This is a genomic window from Spirosoma knui, assembly GCF_054780635.1.
This window is the reverse complement of sequence record NZ_BAAGVY010000001.1, coordinates 235,623-249,091: the sequence shown is the minus strand read 5'-3', so window position 1 is coordinate 249,091 and position 13,469 is coordinate 235,623. Positions and strand designations below refer to the sequence as shown.

10 protein-coding genes are annotated in these 13,469 nt (G+C 52.6%); 6 read left to right on the top strand and 4 right to left on the bottom strand.

The features are described 5' to 3' along the window. Positions 1 to 12 precede the first annotated feature (12 nt). The 5 genes from ACYVIY_RS00995 (at position 13) to ACYVIY_RS00975 (ending at position 6,222) form a co-directional block, all read left to right on the top strand. Positions 13 to 2,022 carry a hypothetical protein gene (locus tag ACYVIY_RS00995; RefSeq protein ID WP_460974373.1) on the top strand — a complete coding sequence of 670 codons (2,010 nt, stop codon included), beginning with the start codon at positions 13 to 15 and terminating at the stop codon, positions 2,020 to 2,022. Between the two features lie 83 nt (positions 2,023 to 2,105). After that, positions 2,106 to 2,411 (top strand): (2Fe-2S) ferredoxin domain-containing protein, encoded by a 306-nt coding sequence (locus ACYVIY_RS00990; RefSeq protein WP_460974372.1) that lies wholly within the window; start codon positions 2,106 to 2,108, stop codon positions 2,409 to 2,411. A gap of 241 nt (positions 2,412 to 2,652) precedes the next feature. Continuing rightward, positions 2,653 to 3,345, top strand: a complete 693-nt coding sequence (locus ACYVIY_RS00985; protein WP_460974371.1) for a YjjG family noncanonical pyrimidine nucleotidase — start codon at positions 2,653 to 2,655, stop codon at positions 3,343 to 3,345. Between the two features lie 18 nt (positions 3,346 to 3,363). After that, positions 3,364 to 5,415, top strand: a complete 2,052-nt coding sequence (locus tag ACYVIY_RS00980; RefSeq protein WP_460974370.1) for an FAD-dependent oxidoreductase — start codon at positions 3,364 to 3,366, stop codon at positions 5,413 to 5,415. A 27-nt stretch (positions 5,416 to 5,442) separates the two neighbouring features. Continuing rightward, positions 5,443 to 6,222 carry a 3-hydroxyacyl-CoA dehydrogenase gene (locus ACYVIY_RS00975; RefSeq protein WP_460974369.1) on the top strand — a complete coding sequence of 260 codons (780 nt, stop codon included), beginning with the start codon at positions 5,443 to 5,445 and terminating at the stop codon, positions 6,220 to 6,222. 256 nt (positions 6,223 to 6,478) lie between these two features. Here the strand turns inward: ACYVIY_RS00975 and ACYVIY_RS00970 are convergent, their stop codons facing one another. From ACYVIY_RS00970 to ACYVIY_RS00955, 4 genes are all read right to left on the bottom strand, one after another. Then, entirely contained in the window at positions 6,479 to 9,289 is a 2,811-nt protein-coding gene (locus tag ACYVIY_RS00970; protein ID WP_460974368.1) for a TonB-dependent receptor, read from the bottom strand. Between the two features lie 228 nt (positions 9,290 to 9,517). Further along, positions 9,518 to 10,402, bottom strand: coding sequence for an FKBP-type peptidyl-prolyl cis-trans isomerase (locus ACYVIY_RS00965; protein WP_460974367.1), 885 nt, complete (start codon positions 10,400 to 10,402; stop codon positions 9,518 to 9,520). An 83-nt stretch (positions 10,403 to 10,485) separates the two neighbouring features. After that, the gene (locus tag ACYVIY_RS00960; protein ID WP_460974366.1) at positions 10,486 to 11,529 is read right to left on the bottom strand and encodes an MBL fold metallo-hydrolase; all 1,044 of its coding nucleotides are present in this window, start codon (positions 11,527 to 11,529) and stop codon (positions 10,486 to 10,488) included. A 49-nt stretch (positions 11,530 to 11,578) separates the two neighbouring features. After that, positions 11,579 to 12,535 carry a fasciclin domain-containing protein gene (locus ACYVIY_RS00955; protein WP_460974365.1) on the bottom strand — a complete coding sequence of 319 codons (957 nt, stop codon included), beginning with the start codon at positions 12,533 to 12,535 and terminating at the stop codon, positions 11,579 to 11,581. 150 nt (positions 12,536 to 12,685) lie between these two features. On the opposite strand from ACYVIY_RS00955, the gene ACYVIY_RS00950 reads away from it, so the two are divergent. Continuing rightward, a complete protein-coding gene (locus ACYVIY_RS00950; RefSeq protein ID WP_460974364.1) occupies positions 12,686 to 13,423 on the top strand; it encodes an isoprenyl transferase in 738 nt (245 codons plus the stop codon). The last annotated feature ends 46 nt before the right edge of the window (positions 13,424 to 13,469 follow it).

Here is a 13,469-nt window from a genome sequence, read left to right as displayed (position 1 = left end):
GTCCCCTCATCAATGAAACAGTTCGTTACGTTACTGATCGTCTTGATTAACATTCGGGTGGTTGCCCAGACCAGTCAAAATCCAACAGGTCAACGCTACTTTGGCATGCACTTCGATTTCCATGCCGAGCCGAATGATACGCTGGTGGGTAAAACCTTATCGGAGCGCAGCCTTGATTCACTACTGACCGCCATAAAACCCGATTTTATTCAGGTCGATTCTAAAGGGCATCCGGGCGTAGCAAGTTATCCTTCCAAAGTAGCCAATGCGACCACTACAAAACGTATCGTAAGCGACCCGTTGGCGTTTTATCGCACCATTACCAAAAAGCATGGCATAGACCTGTATGTCCACTATTCGGGTGTGTTTGACGATGCCATCTTGGCTAAACATCCAGGCTGGAGCGCCATTAAAGCAAATGGCGAGCCGGATAAGTCGAAAGCGTCGGTACACGGCCCTTACGTAGACTCGCTGCTTATTCCGCAGCTAAACGAAGTGGCTGACTATGGCATCAACGGCGTTTGGGTAGATGGAGAATGCTGGGCTACAGTGCTTGATTATTCTCCCGCAGCCTTGGCGCGTTTTAAGGCAGAAACCGGCATTCAGACCGTACCCAAATCCGATAAAGACGCCCACTATCAGGTATTCAAAAACTTTTCTCGCCAGTCGTTTCTGCGCTACCTGGGCCACTACGTCGATGAGTTGCACCGTCATAATCCAAAATTCAAGGTAGCCTCAAACTGGGCGTATTCCTCGATGATGCCCGAGCCCATTACGACCCATGTTGACTACCTGTCTGGCGATCTTACACCCGGCAATAGCATTAACTCAGCCGCTTTAGAAGGGCGCATCCTGGCTCCGCAAGGGCAGCTTTACCAAAAACCCTGGGATCTGATGACCTGGAGTTTCTGGCAGCAGTTTACTCCACCGATGGGTGGCGACCAGAAAACAGCCGTTCACCTCATGCAGGATGCCGCCGAGATCATATCGCTGGGTGGTGGGTTTCAGGTTTACTTCCGTCAGCACCGGGATGCATCCCTACCAACCGCTGAAATCGAGACGATGAGGTCGTTAAGCCAATTTGTGCGGGCCAGACAACCGTTTTGTCAGGGCTCAACGCCGGTTCCGCAAGTTGCGCTATTGTACACCAACGCTACGTTCAGGAAGTACAATACCCCCCTGTTTGGTAACGAACAGACGCAACGTATCCAGGGTCTATTAACTGCTCTGCTCGACTCACAATTGCCCGTTGACGTACTGGCCGAGCATCATATTCAGGGCCGCATGAGCCAGTATCCGGTTATCATCGTTTCCCAACAGGATTCGCTAACCCCGGCTTTTCGTGAAGAGTTACTGGCGTATGCCCGGCAAGGAGGGAATCTGGTACTCATGGGAGCCGAAACCACCCGCAATTTTGCCAATGAATTAAACGTAACGCTCATCGGCTCACCATTAACCAGCACAAAATGGGTGAGTTACTCTGGTCCATACGTTGTTGTAAACGGCACGTTTCAACCTGTTCAAACCAGCGCGACAACTCAGGTGCTAGGCCGCGTGTTCAGCCGCGAATCGGGCGGGCAGGAGCTTGGCCCTATTGCCACCACGACCCCGTTTGGCAAAGGCAAGCTGATTGGCGTCTATGCCGACTTAAGCCGGGACTATCAGCTGCATCAATCCCCTAAACAGCGCGACTTCATTAGTTGGCTCACCAAGCCCCTGCTGACAAACCCTAAAGTAGAAGTGAGTGGGACGCACCTGGCCCATGTCGTCGTCAATCAGTTAGGCAACAAGCTGACTGTGAATCTCATTAACACCGGTGGCAAACACGCCAATCCGCACGTGTTCTCGTACGACGAGTTACCTCCGCTTACGAATCTGACCGTCAGGATTCGTGTCGACAAAAAGCCGCAACGTATTGTTCAACAACCCGAAAACAAACCACTCGCCATAACCTATGCCAACGGAATAGCGACCGTACGAGTACCCAGCCTGGCGATCCATTCCATTTTAGTGGTTAACTGAGACCCGGCGGTGCTTAGACGAACAAGCATAACAATTGGGTGCGCTACGTTGGCTACCTTTGCACCTTGATATCGAACGATCGTATGAAATACAAAAAGCACGTTTTTATCTGCAACAACCAGAAAGTAGCCCCGAAAAAATCGTGTGGGGAAGCGCACGGCAACGAACTGGTTGACGCCTTCAAAGCAGCACTGGCCGAACGCGGGTTACTGAAAGAAATGCGGGCGCAACGTACCGGATGTCTGGATGCCTGCGCCTTTGGTCCCGCGCTGGTGGTTTATCCCGAAGGCACGTACTACGGAAATGTACAACTGTCGGATGTTAATGAAATCGTCGACAGCCATTTAGTCAATAACCAGCCCGTCGAACGGCTTAAGCTAGATTTTTAAAGTTAGTTGCACAGTTATAAAGTCAGTAAGTTATAAAGTAGCTGACGCTTATCCATGATGGGCATTTTTGTCATTCCGACGCCAGGAGGAATCTTCTCAGGTAACCATCCTGCTAAAGAAGATTCTTCCTGGCGTCGGAATGACAAAAACATTTTCAAAATGAAATCTAAAAACTAGCCTTAGGGCAAGCGTCAACTACATATTGACTTGATAACTTACTACCTGTACAACTTTATACCTAATGAAGTACAAGCACATTTTCTTTGATCTCGACCACACGTTATGGGACTTCGACCGTAACTCAGCCGAATGCATTGCCGAGATATTCGAGACATTTCGATTAACGGACGTAGGCATCACTTCGGCTGAAGAATTCAGTCGCCATTTCATTACCATAAATCGGAAGTTATGGGCTGACTACGACAAGAACCTGATTACGCACAGCTACATCCGGGAGAATCGCTTTCCGATGGTGTTCAAGTCGCTGGGCGTCGACGAAGGTAGTATCCATACCGATATGAACGCCGAATACCTGCGCCTGCTGCCCCGGAAACCTCATCTGCTCGAATCGGCCCGTGACATTCTGGATTACCTGAAAGATCGCTACACCATGCACATCATCACCAACGGTTTTGCCGAAATTCAGGCGGTGAAGATGGATAGCGCCGAAATTGCGCATTACTTCACACTCGTTGTTACCAGCGAAAACGCCAATGCAAAAAAGCCTGATCCGCTGGTGTTTGAATACGCTCTATCGGCCGCGGGTGCACGTGTTACCGACAGCCTAATGATTGGCGATAACTACGAAGCCGATATTTTGGGCGCTAAAGGCGTCGGACTGGATACCGTGTTTTATAATCCAGCAGGTGCGCTGGTCGATGACCAGCCTACCTACGATATTCGCCATTGGAAAGAGCTGATGGCTATATTGTGATTACCCACTAAACCCACTATGAGCAGCTTCTTTCTGTCACGCAGCAGCAGGTTTGCACTGCTGCTGCTTAGTCCGATTTTAGGATTCGCCCAGCAGCCACTCAACGTGGACATTTGCGTATACGGCGGCACATCGGCCGGAGTTATGGCTGCGTATTCGGCGAAGAAAGCGGGAAAAACGGTGGTGCTCATTGAGCCCGGTCGGCACCTAGGCGGGCTCACGGCGGGCGGTCTGGGCGCTACTGACATCGGCAACAAATTCGCCATAACCGGCCTGGCCCGTGACTTTTATCGACGTATCGGCAAGCATTACGGTAAACTCGAACAGTGGGTCTTTGAGCCACACGTAGCCGAGAACCTGTTCAAGCAATATCTGGCCGAAGCCAGTATTAAACCGCTGATGGAACACCGTCTGGCCTCAACGCAGGTCAGTAACGGTCGAATCGTTAGCATCACCATCGAACCATCAACTGATCGGTCAACTTCAAAGCAGACCATCCGCGCCAAACAGTTTATTGACTGCACCTACGAAGGCGATCTGATGGCACAGGCTGGCGTTACGTTTACAGTCGGTCGCGAAGCGAATAGCCAATATGGCGAAACCTGGAATGGCGTTCAGCTGCTGGACAAGCATCAATTTCCCGATGGTGTTGACCCCTATCGTATTCCGGGCAAACCCGAAAGCGGATTACTCTACGGCATCAGCGACGCTAAACTGACTCCCAATGGTTCAGCCAGCAAGTTCATTCAGGCCTACAATTACCGTATGTGCCTGACCGATAATCCGGCTAACCAAATTCCGATTACTCGGCCCGCTGGATACGACTCCACGAAGTATGAATTACTCTTGCGGCAGATGGCTAAGAAAGAGGCTAACGAGCTGACCTGGAATTTGATGCACTTCGTGATGATGCCGAACCGCAAAACCGACATCAACAACTGCGGTGGCCTGTCAACCGACATGATCGGCGCAAATCACGATTATCCGACGGCCAGCTACGCGCGCCGGGCCGAGATCATCCGCGATCACGAGTTATACACAAAGGGGTTCTTTTACTTCATTGGCCATGACCCACGCGTCCCTAAACATCTCCGTGATGAGATGCTGCAATGGGGTTACCCCAAAGACGAGTACACGGATAACGAACACTTCTCGCATCAGCTTTACATCCGCGAGGCCCGGCGCATGGTGGGTGAATACGTAATGACGCAGGCCAACTGCGAAGGGAAAGCCACGGTAACCGACGGCGTTGGTATGGCCGCTTACACGATGGATTCGCACAACTGCCAGCGGCTGGTGGCTGAAGGCCCGGGCGGTGTCGCGCAGGTCCGAAACGAAGGTGACGTTCAGGTCGGCGGCTTCCCGCCTTATCCGGTTAGCTATCGGGCGCTCGTTCCGAAACGGGGTAGCGTTCTGAATCTGCTGGTACCGGTTTGCTTATCAGCCAGTCATATTGCCTACGGCTCTATCCGGATGGAGCCCGTTTTTATGGTCCTGGCGCAGTCGGCGGCAGTAGCGGCTTGTCAGGCTATCGACGACCGCAAAGCGGTGCAGGACATCGACGTGAAGAAACTACAAATGCATCTGGCTCAGAACCCACTGATGAATGGGTCCCGCCCCGAAATTCTCATCGACAATGACGACAGCACGCAGGTTGTTCAACAGGGCACCTGGCAGCGCGACACCAAAGGCGGAAAATACGGTACGTCGTTGTTAATCAGTCCGTCTGGTCAGTCGGCATCGGTACGTTTTCAGCCTGGCCGTTTACAGGCCGGTCGGTATGCCGTATTCATCTATAATCCCTCGCGGCTAGGTGGCGGAGGTAATCCCGATCAGGACAGCCAGCAAACCAACAAGTCGAGTCGTGTTCGGGTGCGCGTGCACACTGGCCAGACCGTTGCCGAAACTACCATTGATCAGCAAAATCACAACAACGACTGGATACGCGTAGGCGAGTATGCCTTTACTACGTCCAGGGCGTCCGCTCAGCAACCTTATGTCGACATAACGACGGCGGGTGCCGAGCAGCCCGTAGTGGCTGATGCCGTATTATTCATCCCAACAAACTAAGATGTGGGCACTCAGCCCGTCAGACAAATGAACTTACAACAAGCCACTGCTATTGTTACGGGGGGCGCTTCGGGACTGGGAGAAGCCACCGTTCGGATGTTGGCATCGCAGGGTGCCAACGTCGTCATTCTCGATTTGAATGAAGAAAAAGGTCAGGCTTTAGCCGAAGAACTGGGCACTAGCGTTCGATTCGCCAAAACCAACGTTACCGACGAAGCCGATGTACAAGCGGCCATTAATCTGGCCGTCGAAACCTTCGGTGCTTTGCACATCAACGTCAACTGTGCAGGTATCGCGGAAGCTCGCAAAACGCTTGGCAAGGTCGATGGTGTTTACGGCGCTCACTCACTGGCGGCCTTCCAGAAGACCATTTCGATTAACCTCATCGGTACGTTCAATGTGATACGTCTGGCGGCCCTGACGATGGAACAGAATACACCGAATGAAGAAGGCGAACGGGGCGTCATTATTAACACGGCGTCGGTAGCCGCCTACGATGGTCAGATGGGCCAGGCGGCTTATTCAGCCTCGAAAGGCGGTATTGTCGGTATGACCTTGCCCATCGCCCGCGATCTGGCCCGTTCTGGCATCCGAGTCATGACGATTGCACCCGGCCTGTTTGAAACGCCTTTACTGATGGGCCTACCCGAAGAAGCGCGTATTTCGCTAGGTCAGCAGGTACCGTTCCCGTCGCGTTTAGGGCGGCCTAATGAATACGCCATGCTGGCCAAAAGTATTCTCGAGAATCCCATGCTCAACGGCGAAGTCATCCGGCTCGACGGTGCGATCCGTATGGCTCCGAAATAACTTACCCTCACCCCCAACCCCTCTCCCACTGGGAGAGGGGAGACATAAGTCGGCCGTTTAGGTCTGTATCCACACAGACCTAAACGGCCGGATGATTTTGCTACGTGTAAGTGATTTGTTTCCGGGGACAGATAAGTCGTACTGGACTTTCTCTAGCCCTTTCTCAAACGCTGTGTAGCAATACCCCTCCCAGCCTCTCCCCTCGAGGGGGGAGAGGCTGGGAGGGGTATTGCTACACATCAATCTTTTACACCTATCAGAAATTAGCTGATACGTTCAGGAAGTAGTACCCACCGTTGAAACCGAATTGCGTTGCGTTTCGACTGTAGACGAACCGCCCAAACGAGGTGTTGTCCTGTACGGCAGACCCGAATCGTTCAGGAGTTGCGTATTGAGTTACCCGCAACTGGTCAGGATATACGTCGAATAGGTTGTTTGCGCCTAACGTCAGCACCACACTGGGTACAAGCCGGTAGTTTACGCTGAAATCGGTGACAACTCTTGGTGTAAATACCTCATCCAGGGCCGGGTTGATCGGGTCGTAGCTCTGTACCTCACCAAAGCGTGTAAAGCGCAGCACCGCCCCAAATTTCCGCACTCGGTAGTTGAACGTTAATGATACTTTGCTCTTGGGCTGTGCCACAGTTAGTCGAGCGCTGTCCTGCCGGTTGAACAGGGAATTGCCTAACTGTGCATCGGCCGGCAGGTTTGCAGGTCGTTGAATATCGCCCCGTACCTGCGTCCGGTTGAAATTGGCCGCCAGCGTTATATCCAGCGAACTGTTGTTCAAACGTGGGCTCGTGGCAATAACTGCGTCGATACCCTGGGTTCGGGTGTTTACCGCATTGGCGAAGAACTGAGCGCTGTTTACATCCTGCTGACCCGCACTGTTCAGAATGTTCGCCACTATCAGGCCCGCCCCGGTCGTGCCGCGATTGAACTGATTGCTGTAAATGATGCGGTTGCGGATATCAATCTGATACGCATCGATCGTAATACTTACGTTTGGCAACGGCCGCGACGTAATACCGACGCTGTAATTTGTGGAGCGCTCAGCGCCGAGCGGAGGTACGCCAAACGCTTGTGCAATCGGGCTATCATTCCGATACGTACCTGTTTGTCGGGGTTCCAGTCCCTGCCCTGTCGATACGAACAGGGTGCTGATCGCGCTGTAATAGCGCTGGTGCAAACTAGGGGCCCGGAAGCCATTACTGATGGAGCCACGTAACGAAAACGCTTCGCTGAACTTGTATCGGGCCGCCAGCTTGCCAGCCAGATTACTGCCAAAGTCGGTATAGTATTCGTAGCGTCCGGCCGCGTTCAGCAAAAGTCGATCCGTCAAATCGGTTTCAATATCGACATAGGCCCCATAAACGTTACGTGTTGCATTGACGGCATTGGCGGGCTGGTAACCCGGAAATACCTGCGCCCCTCCCACTCGACCCGACTGCGGACTAAAGTTGAGAAAAGAAGCCGCTTCGCCTTGTTTGATGCGGTATTGATCATTACGATACGTAACCCCGGCGGCTGCGTTAAACGAGCGTAAGCCAATCTGTTTGCCAAAATCTTTAGCCGCGCTGGCGTCGGCCGTATTCTGATAAAAGCTCAACGTACCAGCGTAAAAACTAGTGGGGTTATTTAAGGTGCCCAGGTACGCCAGCGACGCATTGTTGGAGTTCGTTACGTCGAATCGGAACGAGTTGCCGCCGTATACATTACTGATGTCCCAGCGCCAGCCGTTCGATTCGCCGTTAACACCTACCAGCAGCGACTGGTCGTTGATCGTCGATTGAATGTTCGGCAGAAACCCATTCGGATACAGTTCGGTAATAACCTGCGTAGTCTGGTACGGATAGCGATAGAGGCCCGTTGCCAGCCCACGCCGATAGTTCAGCCCTCCCGTCGCATAGAAGCTAGAGCGAGTAGTGAGCGGAACTCGGGCATTAAGGAAGAAACCGGCATTCTCAACCTGCGAGTTACCTACCTGAATATTTCGCGACCGATCGAACCGATTCTGCTGAATCAGAGTCTGATCCTGCTGATAAAGCGCTTGCCGACGGGCAATGTATTCGGCATCCGTTTCGGCGACACCGTTCACCGTGTTACGTCCCGCGTTCCAGTTCACATATACAGGACCGGTATAATCACCCGCGCGATTTGTAGCACCCCGGTGTCGAAACTCACCGGTCAGGCTTAAAAATCCAGTATTTTTTAGTTTGAAGCCCTGGTTAATGCCAATCTGTGCTACCTGCCCATCACCGGCATACTGCTGGCCAAGCTGCGCGTTAACGCTTGTACCGACTCGTTCTTTCAATCGGAGGTTGATTACGCCCGCAATGGCATCCGACCCGTATTGGGACGAAGCCCCGTCCCGTAACACTTCAATACGTTCAATGGCGGCCGAGGGAATGGCATTTAAGTCCGTACCGACCGACCCACGGCCAATAGTGCCATTTACGTTAATGAGCGCCGTGTTATGTTGCCGTTTCCCATTTAGCAGCACCAGCACCTGATCGGGGCCGAGCCCACGTAACGTAGCCGGATCAATGTGGTCGGTACCGTCGGCAACTGTCTGGCGGGACGAGTTGAATGAGGGTGCCACAAAGTTCAGTTGCTGCGTTGGCTCAATCTGCCCGGTAGCAATCAAATCCCGCGATTGGATGACATCGACCGGGGCAACCGTTTCGGTACTGGTCCGTACCTGGGTCGAGCGTGACCCAACCACCACTACCTCACCAAGACTGGCTGTGCCTTCCTGCAACGTAACATCAGCGGTGACAAAGTCGGAACCAGCCACAGTTACGGGTATACTTTTCGTTTGATAGCCGACAAAGCTGACCCGAATCGTGTAACTGCCTGGACTAAGCCGGAGTGAGTAATTACCGTTGGCGTCGGTTGTGGTACCGAAATTTGTGTTAACAACGGCAATCGTTACGCCGGGGATTGGGGTGTTGGCTGAAACATCCGTTACGTTGCCGCGAACCCCCTGGGCTTGTGTCAGCGTGAATGCGAGTAGCCAGAAGGCCACACTCAGCACGAAGCGATGGTGTTTGTAATTGTTGTTCATACGTTGGATAAGTTAGAAGGTGTATTCGCCCAAAGCTATTTGCCATAAGTAGCCTTCGTGCGTTCCCCAATAACACAATCCTACCGCTTATGTTGCATGCGCCGGAGGCCAGTCCATCGGTTTTGTTGCGTATCCTAATCCGTCGGAACTCCATTCAGCGGGTTATACAACAAAGCAGGCCCCGTGAAATCACAGGGCCTGCTCCGGGATTACTATACGAAATGAGATTTACTTTACCGAGACAACTTCGAGGTCGAAGCGTAACGGCGCGTACGGTGTAATGAGGTACCGGTTGCTCTGAACCGCACCCTGCTGCCCGTAGCCAATCGAGGATGGGAAGATGACGGTTGCTTTCTCCCCAACTTTCAGCTTTGATAAGCCTTCTTCAAATCCTTTGATGAATCGGTTCTGACCCAGTATGGCGTCGAACGTTCCGGTGCCCGTGCTGTCGAAGGCGGATGGCGACCGGAGTTGCTTACCCTTGTACCGGATCGTTAGTGTTTGCCCCTGAATCGGTACGGTTCCCGATGGATTCTCCTGCGTTTTGATGAAGCGGAGCCCATCGGTCAGCTTTTCGGTAACCGTAAGGTTCTGAGCGGCAATGTATTCGTCGATCTGCTCCTCTTCGCTGCGTGACCGCTTCAACTTCACATCGAACCGAACGACCGAGTAAGCGGGCAAATTCGAATTCACAACCTGATCGTTATATCCCAGATACGACGGAATCAGTAATGTAGCGCTTTCGCCTTCCCGCATCAAGCTAACCCCTTCTTCCAATCCCGCCAGAATAGATCGGATTCCCAGCGGATAATAGACCGGAGCGTTTGCCTTCGTGCTATCGACCAGCACATCCTGTAAATTATACGACTTGAAACTAAATTCAACCTCCTCACCGGCTGCAGGTTGTTTGCCCGTTGGGTTAGCAGTCGTAATCACATAATACAAGCCAGAAGTCCTTGTTGTCCCATTAAGATTTTTTGCCGTGGCATAGGTCTTTATCTGAGCGTCGTTATCGTCGTAGTATTTGCTCGACGGGTCGACGCTTTCGCTCGTACAGCCTGCCAGTCCGCCCACAAGAATGGCACCGAAAAATGTTAACTGAAGTTTACGCATGGAATAAATTTAACAAACAATACTGTCAATACGTCTATTGACCCTTTATCGTGGCGTAGCGTTGGGAAGATGCCCAAAACTTTTCACGGCATCACCAAACTCTCTCCTGATTTCAACGCTTTGAAGCGGTCGAATGGTATACCATTTGCCGTCAATGCATTAGCCAGATCAGTAACCGGCTCGTCTTCGCCATCGTCGGCTAAAGGAAATGTGCCAAAATGAATCGCTACGCTCTGCTCAGCCCGAACGTCCTGGTGAATCTGTACCGCCTGAGCTGGTGAACAGTGGATGGGTGCCATAAAGAACGGTGGCTTATAAGCACCAATGGGAATCAGCGCTAAGCGCAACGGACCGAACTGTTTGCCAATCTCCTTCAGGAAGGGGCCATAGCCCGTATCGCCTACGAAATAAAGCTTGCCCGCGGCTTTACTGTCTACTATGTATCCGGCCCAGAGGGTGGCATTGCGATCAAAAATACCACGCCCCGAAAAATGCTGGGCAGGAACGCAGTGAATCGTCGTGTTATCGTTGTAAGCTACCGCCTGCCGCCAGTCCATCTCCGTTACGTTACCACACCCGTGCTCATCCAGAAAAGCTTTCACGCCCAGGGGACAGTAAACCTTGGGTTGGTCACGAGCGCAAAGTCGCTCCACCGTCCCAATATCCAGATGGTCCCAGTGATTATGGCTCAACAAAAGAATGTCAATCTTGGGCAAATCGTCAAAGCGAATACCCGGCGGTCGGTTTCGTTTCGGGCCCGCAAACTGAAAAGGGCTAACGCGTTCGTAATAGACTGGATCTGTCAATACGTTTAGGCCATCGAATTGCAACAATACCGTCGAATGGTTGATGAACGTAACGCGTACTTCGTGCCCCGTTACGCGCCGGGGCGGAGGAGGGCCGGGTTTATCGTCGTGAAAAGCACCCCAGGGCTGCGTTCGCTCCCGGTTGAACAGCCAGCCCGATAACTCAAGAAATCCTTTCGGCTTCACCCCGTTCAGGTTTTGAAACTCCTTACCATCGAAATGATCGGAGACAGGACCGGTATAACGCGGGGCCGACACAGCGTAACCGATCGCTACGGCAATCGCGATAATCAGCAGGAGGCCAAGGCCAATGTAAAGCATAATTTTGGGGAACATAGCCACCTGAACCAAACGCCGATCAACTCCTCGCTTAAGGCTGCAGGACCTGATCGATGATATGAATCACGCCATTAGCCGCTACCAGATCGGTTGTCTTCAGCGCAGCCGGAGTCGAGTTTTTAGCGCCCTTCACCGTTGCTGTACCATTAACGGATGCAATGGTTACTCTGTTCCCATTCAGCAGGGTATTGACTGATCCAGCTTGGAGCTGGTTCGAGAAAAGTACCCCCGACACTACATGATACGACAGCAGCGACGCGAGCGTCTGCGGGTTGGCCGACTCGATCGCAGCCAGCGAATTGTAACGACCATCGGCTTTAAAGGCCACATCGCTGGGCGCAAACACAGTGACTGGATTAGACGTACTCGAACTGGAAAGTGCCGCTAGCAATGTCGGGCTGCTGGAACCCACCCGCCTAACGGCAGCCGCCAGAAACGTCAGGTTCGGATTACCCTGGATGGCCGCCAGCATATTGTCGGCCGACGGCATCAGCACGCGGTCGATTACGTGAATAACGCCATTGGCCGTGGCCAGATCAGTTTCTGTTACTCGGGCCTGATTGACGTAGACGGTGCCCGCGTTTGTCTTGTTGACGAAGGCAACCCCGTTGGTGGCCGTCTGCACGGAGTTTTGGCCCGACGGAATCGCCGTTGCGGATACGGGGGAATACAGTACGTGGTACAACACAATATTCTTGACCTGCTCTTTCGGCAGCGCCCGAATTGCACTTTCGGTCAGTCCGGAGGCTTGAAAAGCCGCGTCGGTAGGCGCGAATAGGGTCAGGTTAGCGTCTTTGAGGGCATCGCTAACGCCCGCATACGTAACGGCGGCCCGCAAAAGACTGAATTGACTGTCTTCCAGCACCCGGTCGGCAATGGTTTTGGGAACGGCCGTGTTGGTATCGTTTGTTTGGCAGGCGAGTACGATCAGCAGCAAAGCGTTCAAAACGATTATCCGGTGAATTCCGGCCAGAAATAGCTTGTTCATGGGCATTCGGTTTAGTCGGGCAAAGATAAGAGAGTTCATCAGCGAACGCATGAATTCCTTTCTGTAAGGACCGAATAGACTACTGACTTACTGGTTAAATTTTCGTACCTTCGCGGTCTTGTTAATTAATGTTAAAACTCCCCAATTGGGATGAAGGAACACATTGACCCGAGCAATCTGCCCCAGCATATAGCCGTTATCATGGACGGGAACGGACGCTGGGCGAAACAGCAGGGCGCTGCCCGGGTGTTTGGCCACCGTAACGCAATTAAGGCCGTACGTGAAGTAACCGAAGGATGCGCTGAGCTGGGTGTAAAATACCTGACGCTCTACGCCTTCTCGACCGAGAACTGGAACCGCCCCAAAATTGAAGTAGACGCTTTAATGACGTTGCTCGTACACACCATCCGTGGAGAGATAAAAACACTAATGGATAACAACGTGCGGTTAACCACCATCGGCAATACCGAAAGCCTGCCTACCGACTGTCGGCGGGAACTGGCCGAAGCCATGCGCGAAACCAGTCAGAACACGGGGTTGACGCTGGTGCTGGCACTTAGTTACAGCGGCCGGTGGGAAATCCTGGAAGCCGTTCGGCAATTAGCCGCCGACGTGCGGGACGGAAAGCTGACACCGTCAGAGATCGACGAAGCGGCCTTTAGCCAGCACTTGTCGACCAGCGGCATACCTGATCCCGAATTAATGATTCGTACTAGTGGCGAAATGCGCATCAGCAACTTCATGCTTTGGCAGTTAGCTTACTCCGAGTTGTATATGCCCGATGTGCTTTGGCCCGATTTCAGAAAGCAGCATCTGTACGAAGCGATTTTAAATTACCAGCGTCGGGAACGGCGGTTCGGAAAAATCAGCGAACAGCTCGTCAAGTAGACGCGGTTCAGCCTTTCTATAGACGAATTTAATGTTGGCGACTGTT

Bases quoted from the DNA above. Each gene is read 5' to 3' on its own strand.
- ACYVIY_RS00980 (WP_460974370.1), top strand. From the start codon at position 3,364: ATGAGCAGCTTCTTTCTGTCACGCAGCAGCAGGTTTGCACTGCTGCTG.
- ACYVIY_RS00990 (WP_460974372.1), top strand. From the start codon at position 2,106: ATGAAATACAAAAAGCACGTTTTTATCTGCAACAACCAGAAAGTAGCC.
- ACYVIY_RS00965 (WP_460974367.1), bottom strand. From the start codon at position 10,402: ATGCGTAAACTTCAGTTAACATTTTTCGGTGCCATTCTTGTGGGCGGA.
- ACYVIY_RS00960 (WP_460974366.1), bottom strand. From the start codon at position 11,529: ATGCTTTACATTGGCCTTGGCCTCCTGCTGATTATCGCGATTGCCGTA.
- ACYVIY_RS00985 (WP_460974371.1), top strand. From the start codon at position 2,653: ATGAAGTACAAGCACATTTTCTTTGATCTCGACCACACGTTATGGGAC.
- ACYVIY_RS00970 (WP_460974368.1), bottom strand. From the start codon at position 9,289: ATGAACAACAATTACAAACACCATCGCTTCGTGCTGAGTGTGGCCTTC.
- ACYVIY_RS00955 (WP_460974365.1), bottom strand. From the start codon at position 12,535: ATGAACAAGCTATTTCTGGCCGGAATTCACCGGATAATCGTTTTGAAC.
- ACYVIY_RS00995 (WP_460974373.1), top strand. From the start codon at position 13: ATGAAACAGTTCGTTACGTTACTGATCGTCTTGATTAACATTCGGGTG.
- ACYVIY_RS00950 (WP_460974364.1), top strand. From the start codon at position 12,686: ATGAAGGAACACATTGACCCGAGCAATCTGCCCCAGCATATAGCCGTT.
- ACYVIY_RS00975 (WP_460974369.1), top strand. From the start codon at position 5,443: ATGAACTTACAACAAGCCACTGCTATTGTTACGGGGGGCGCTTCGGGA.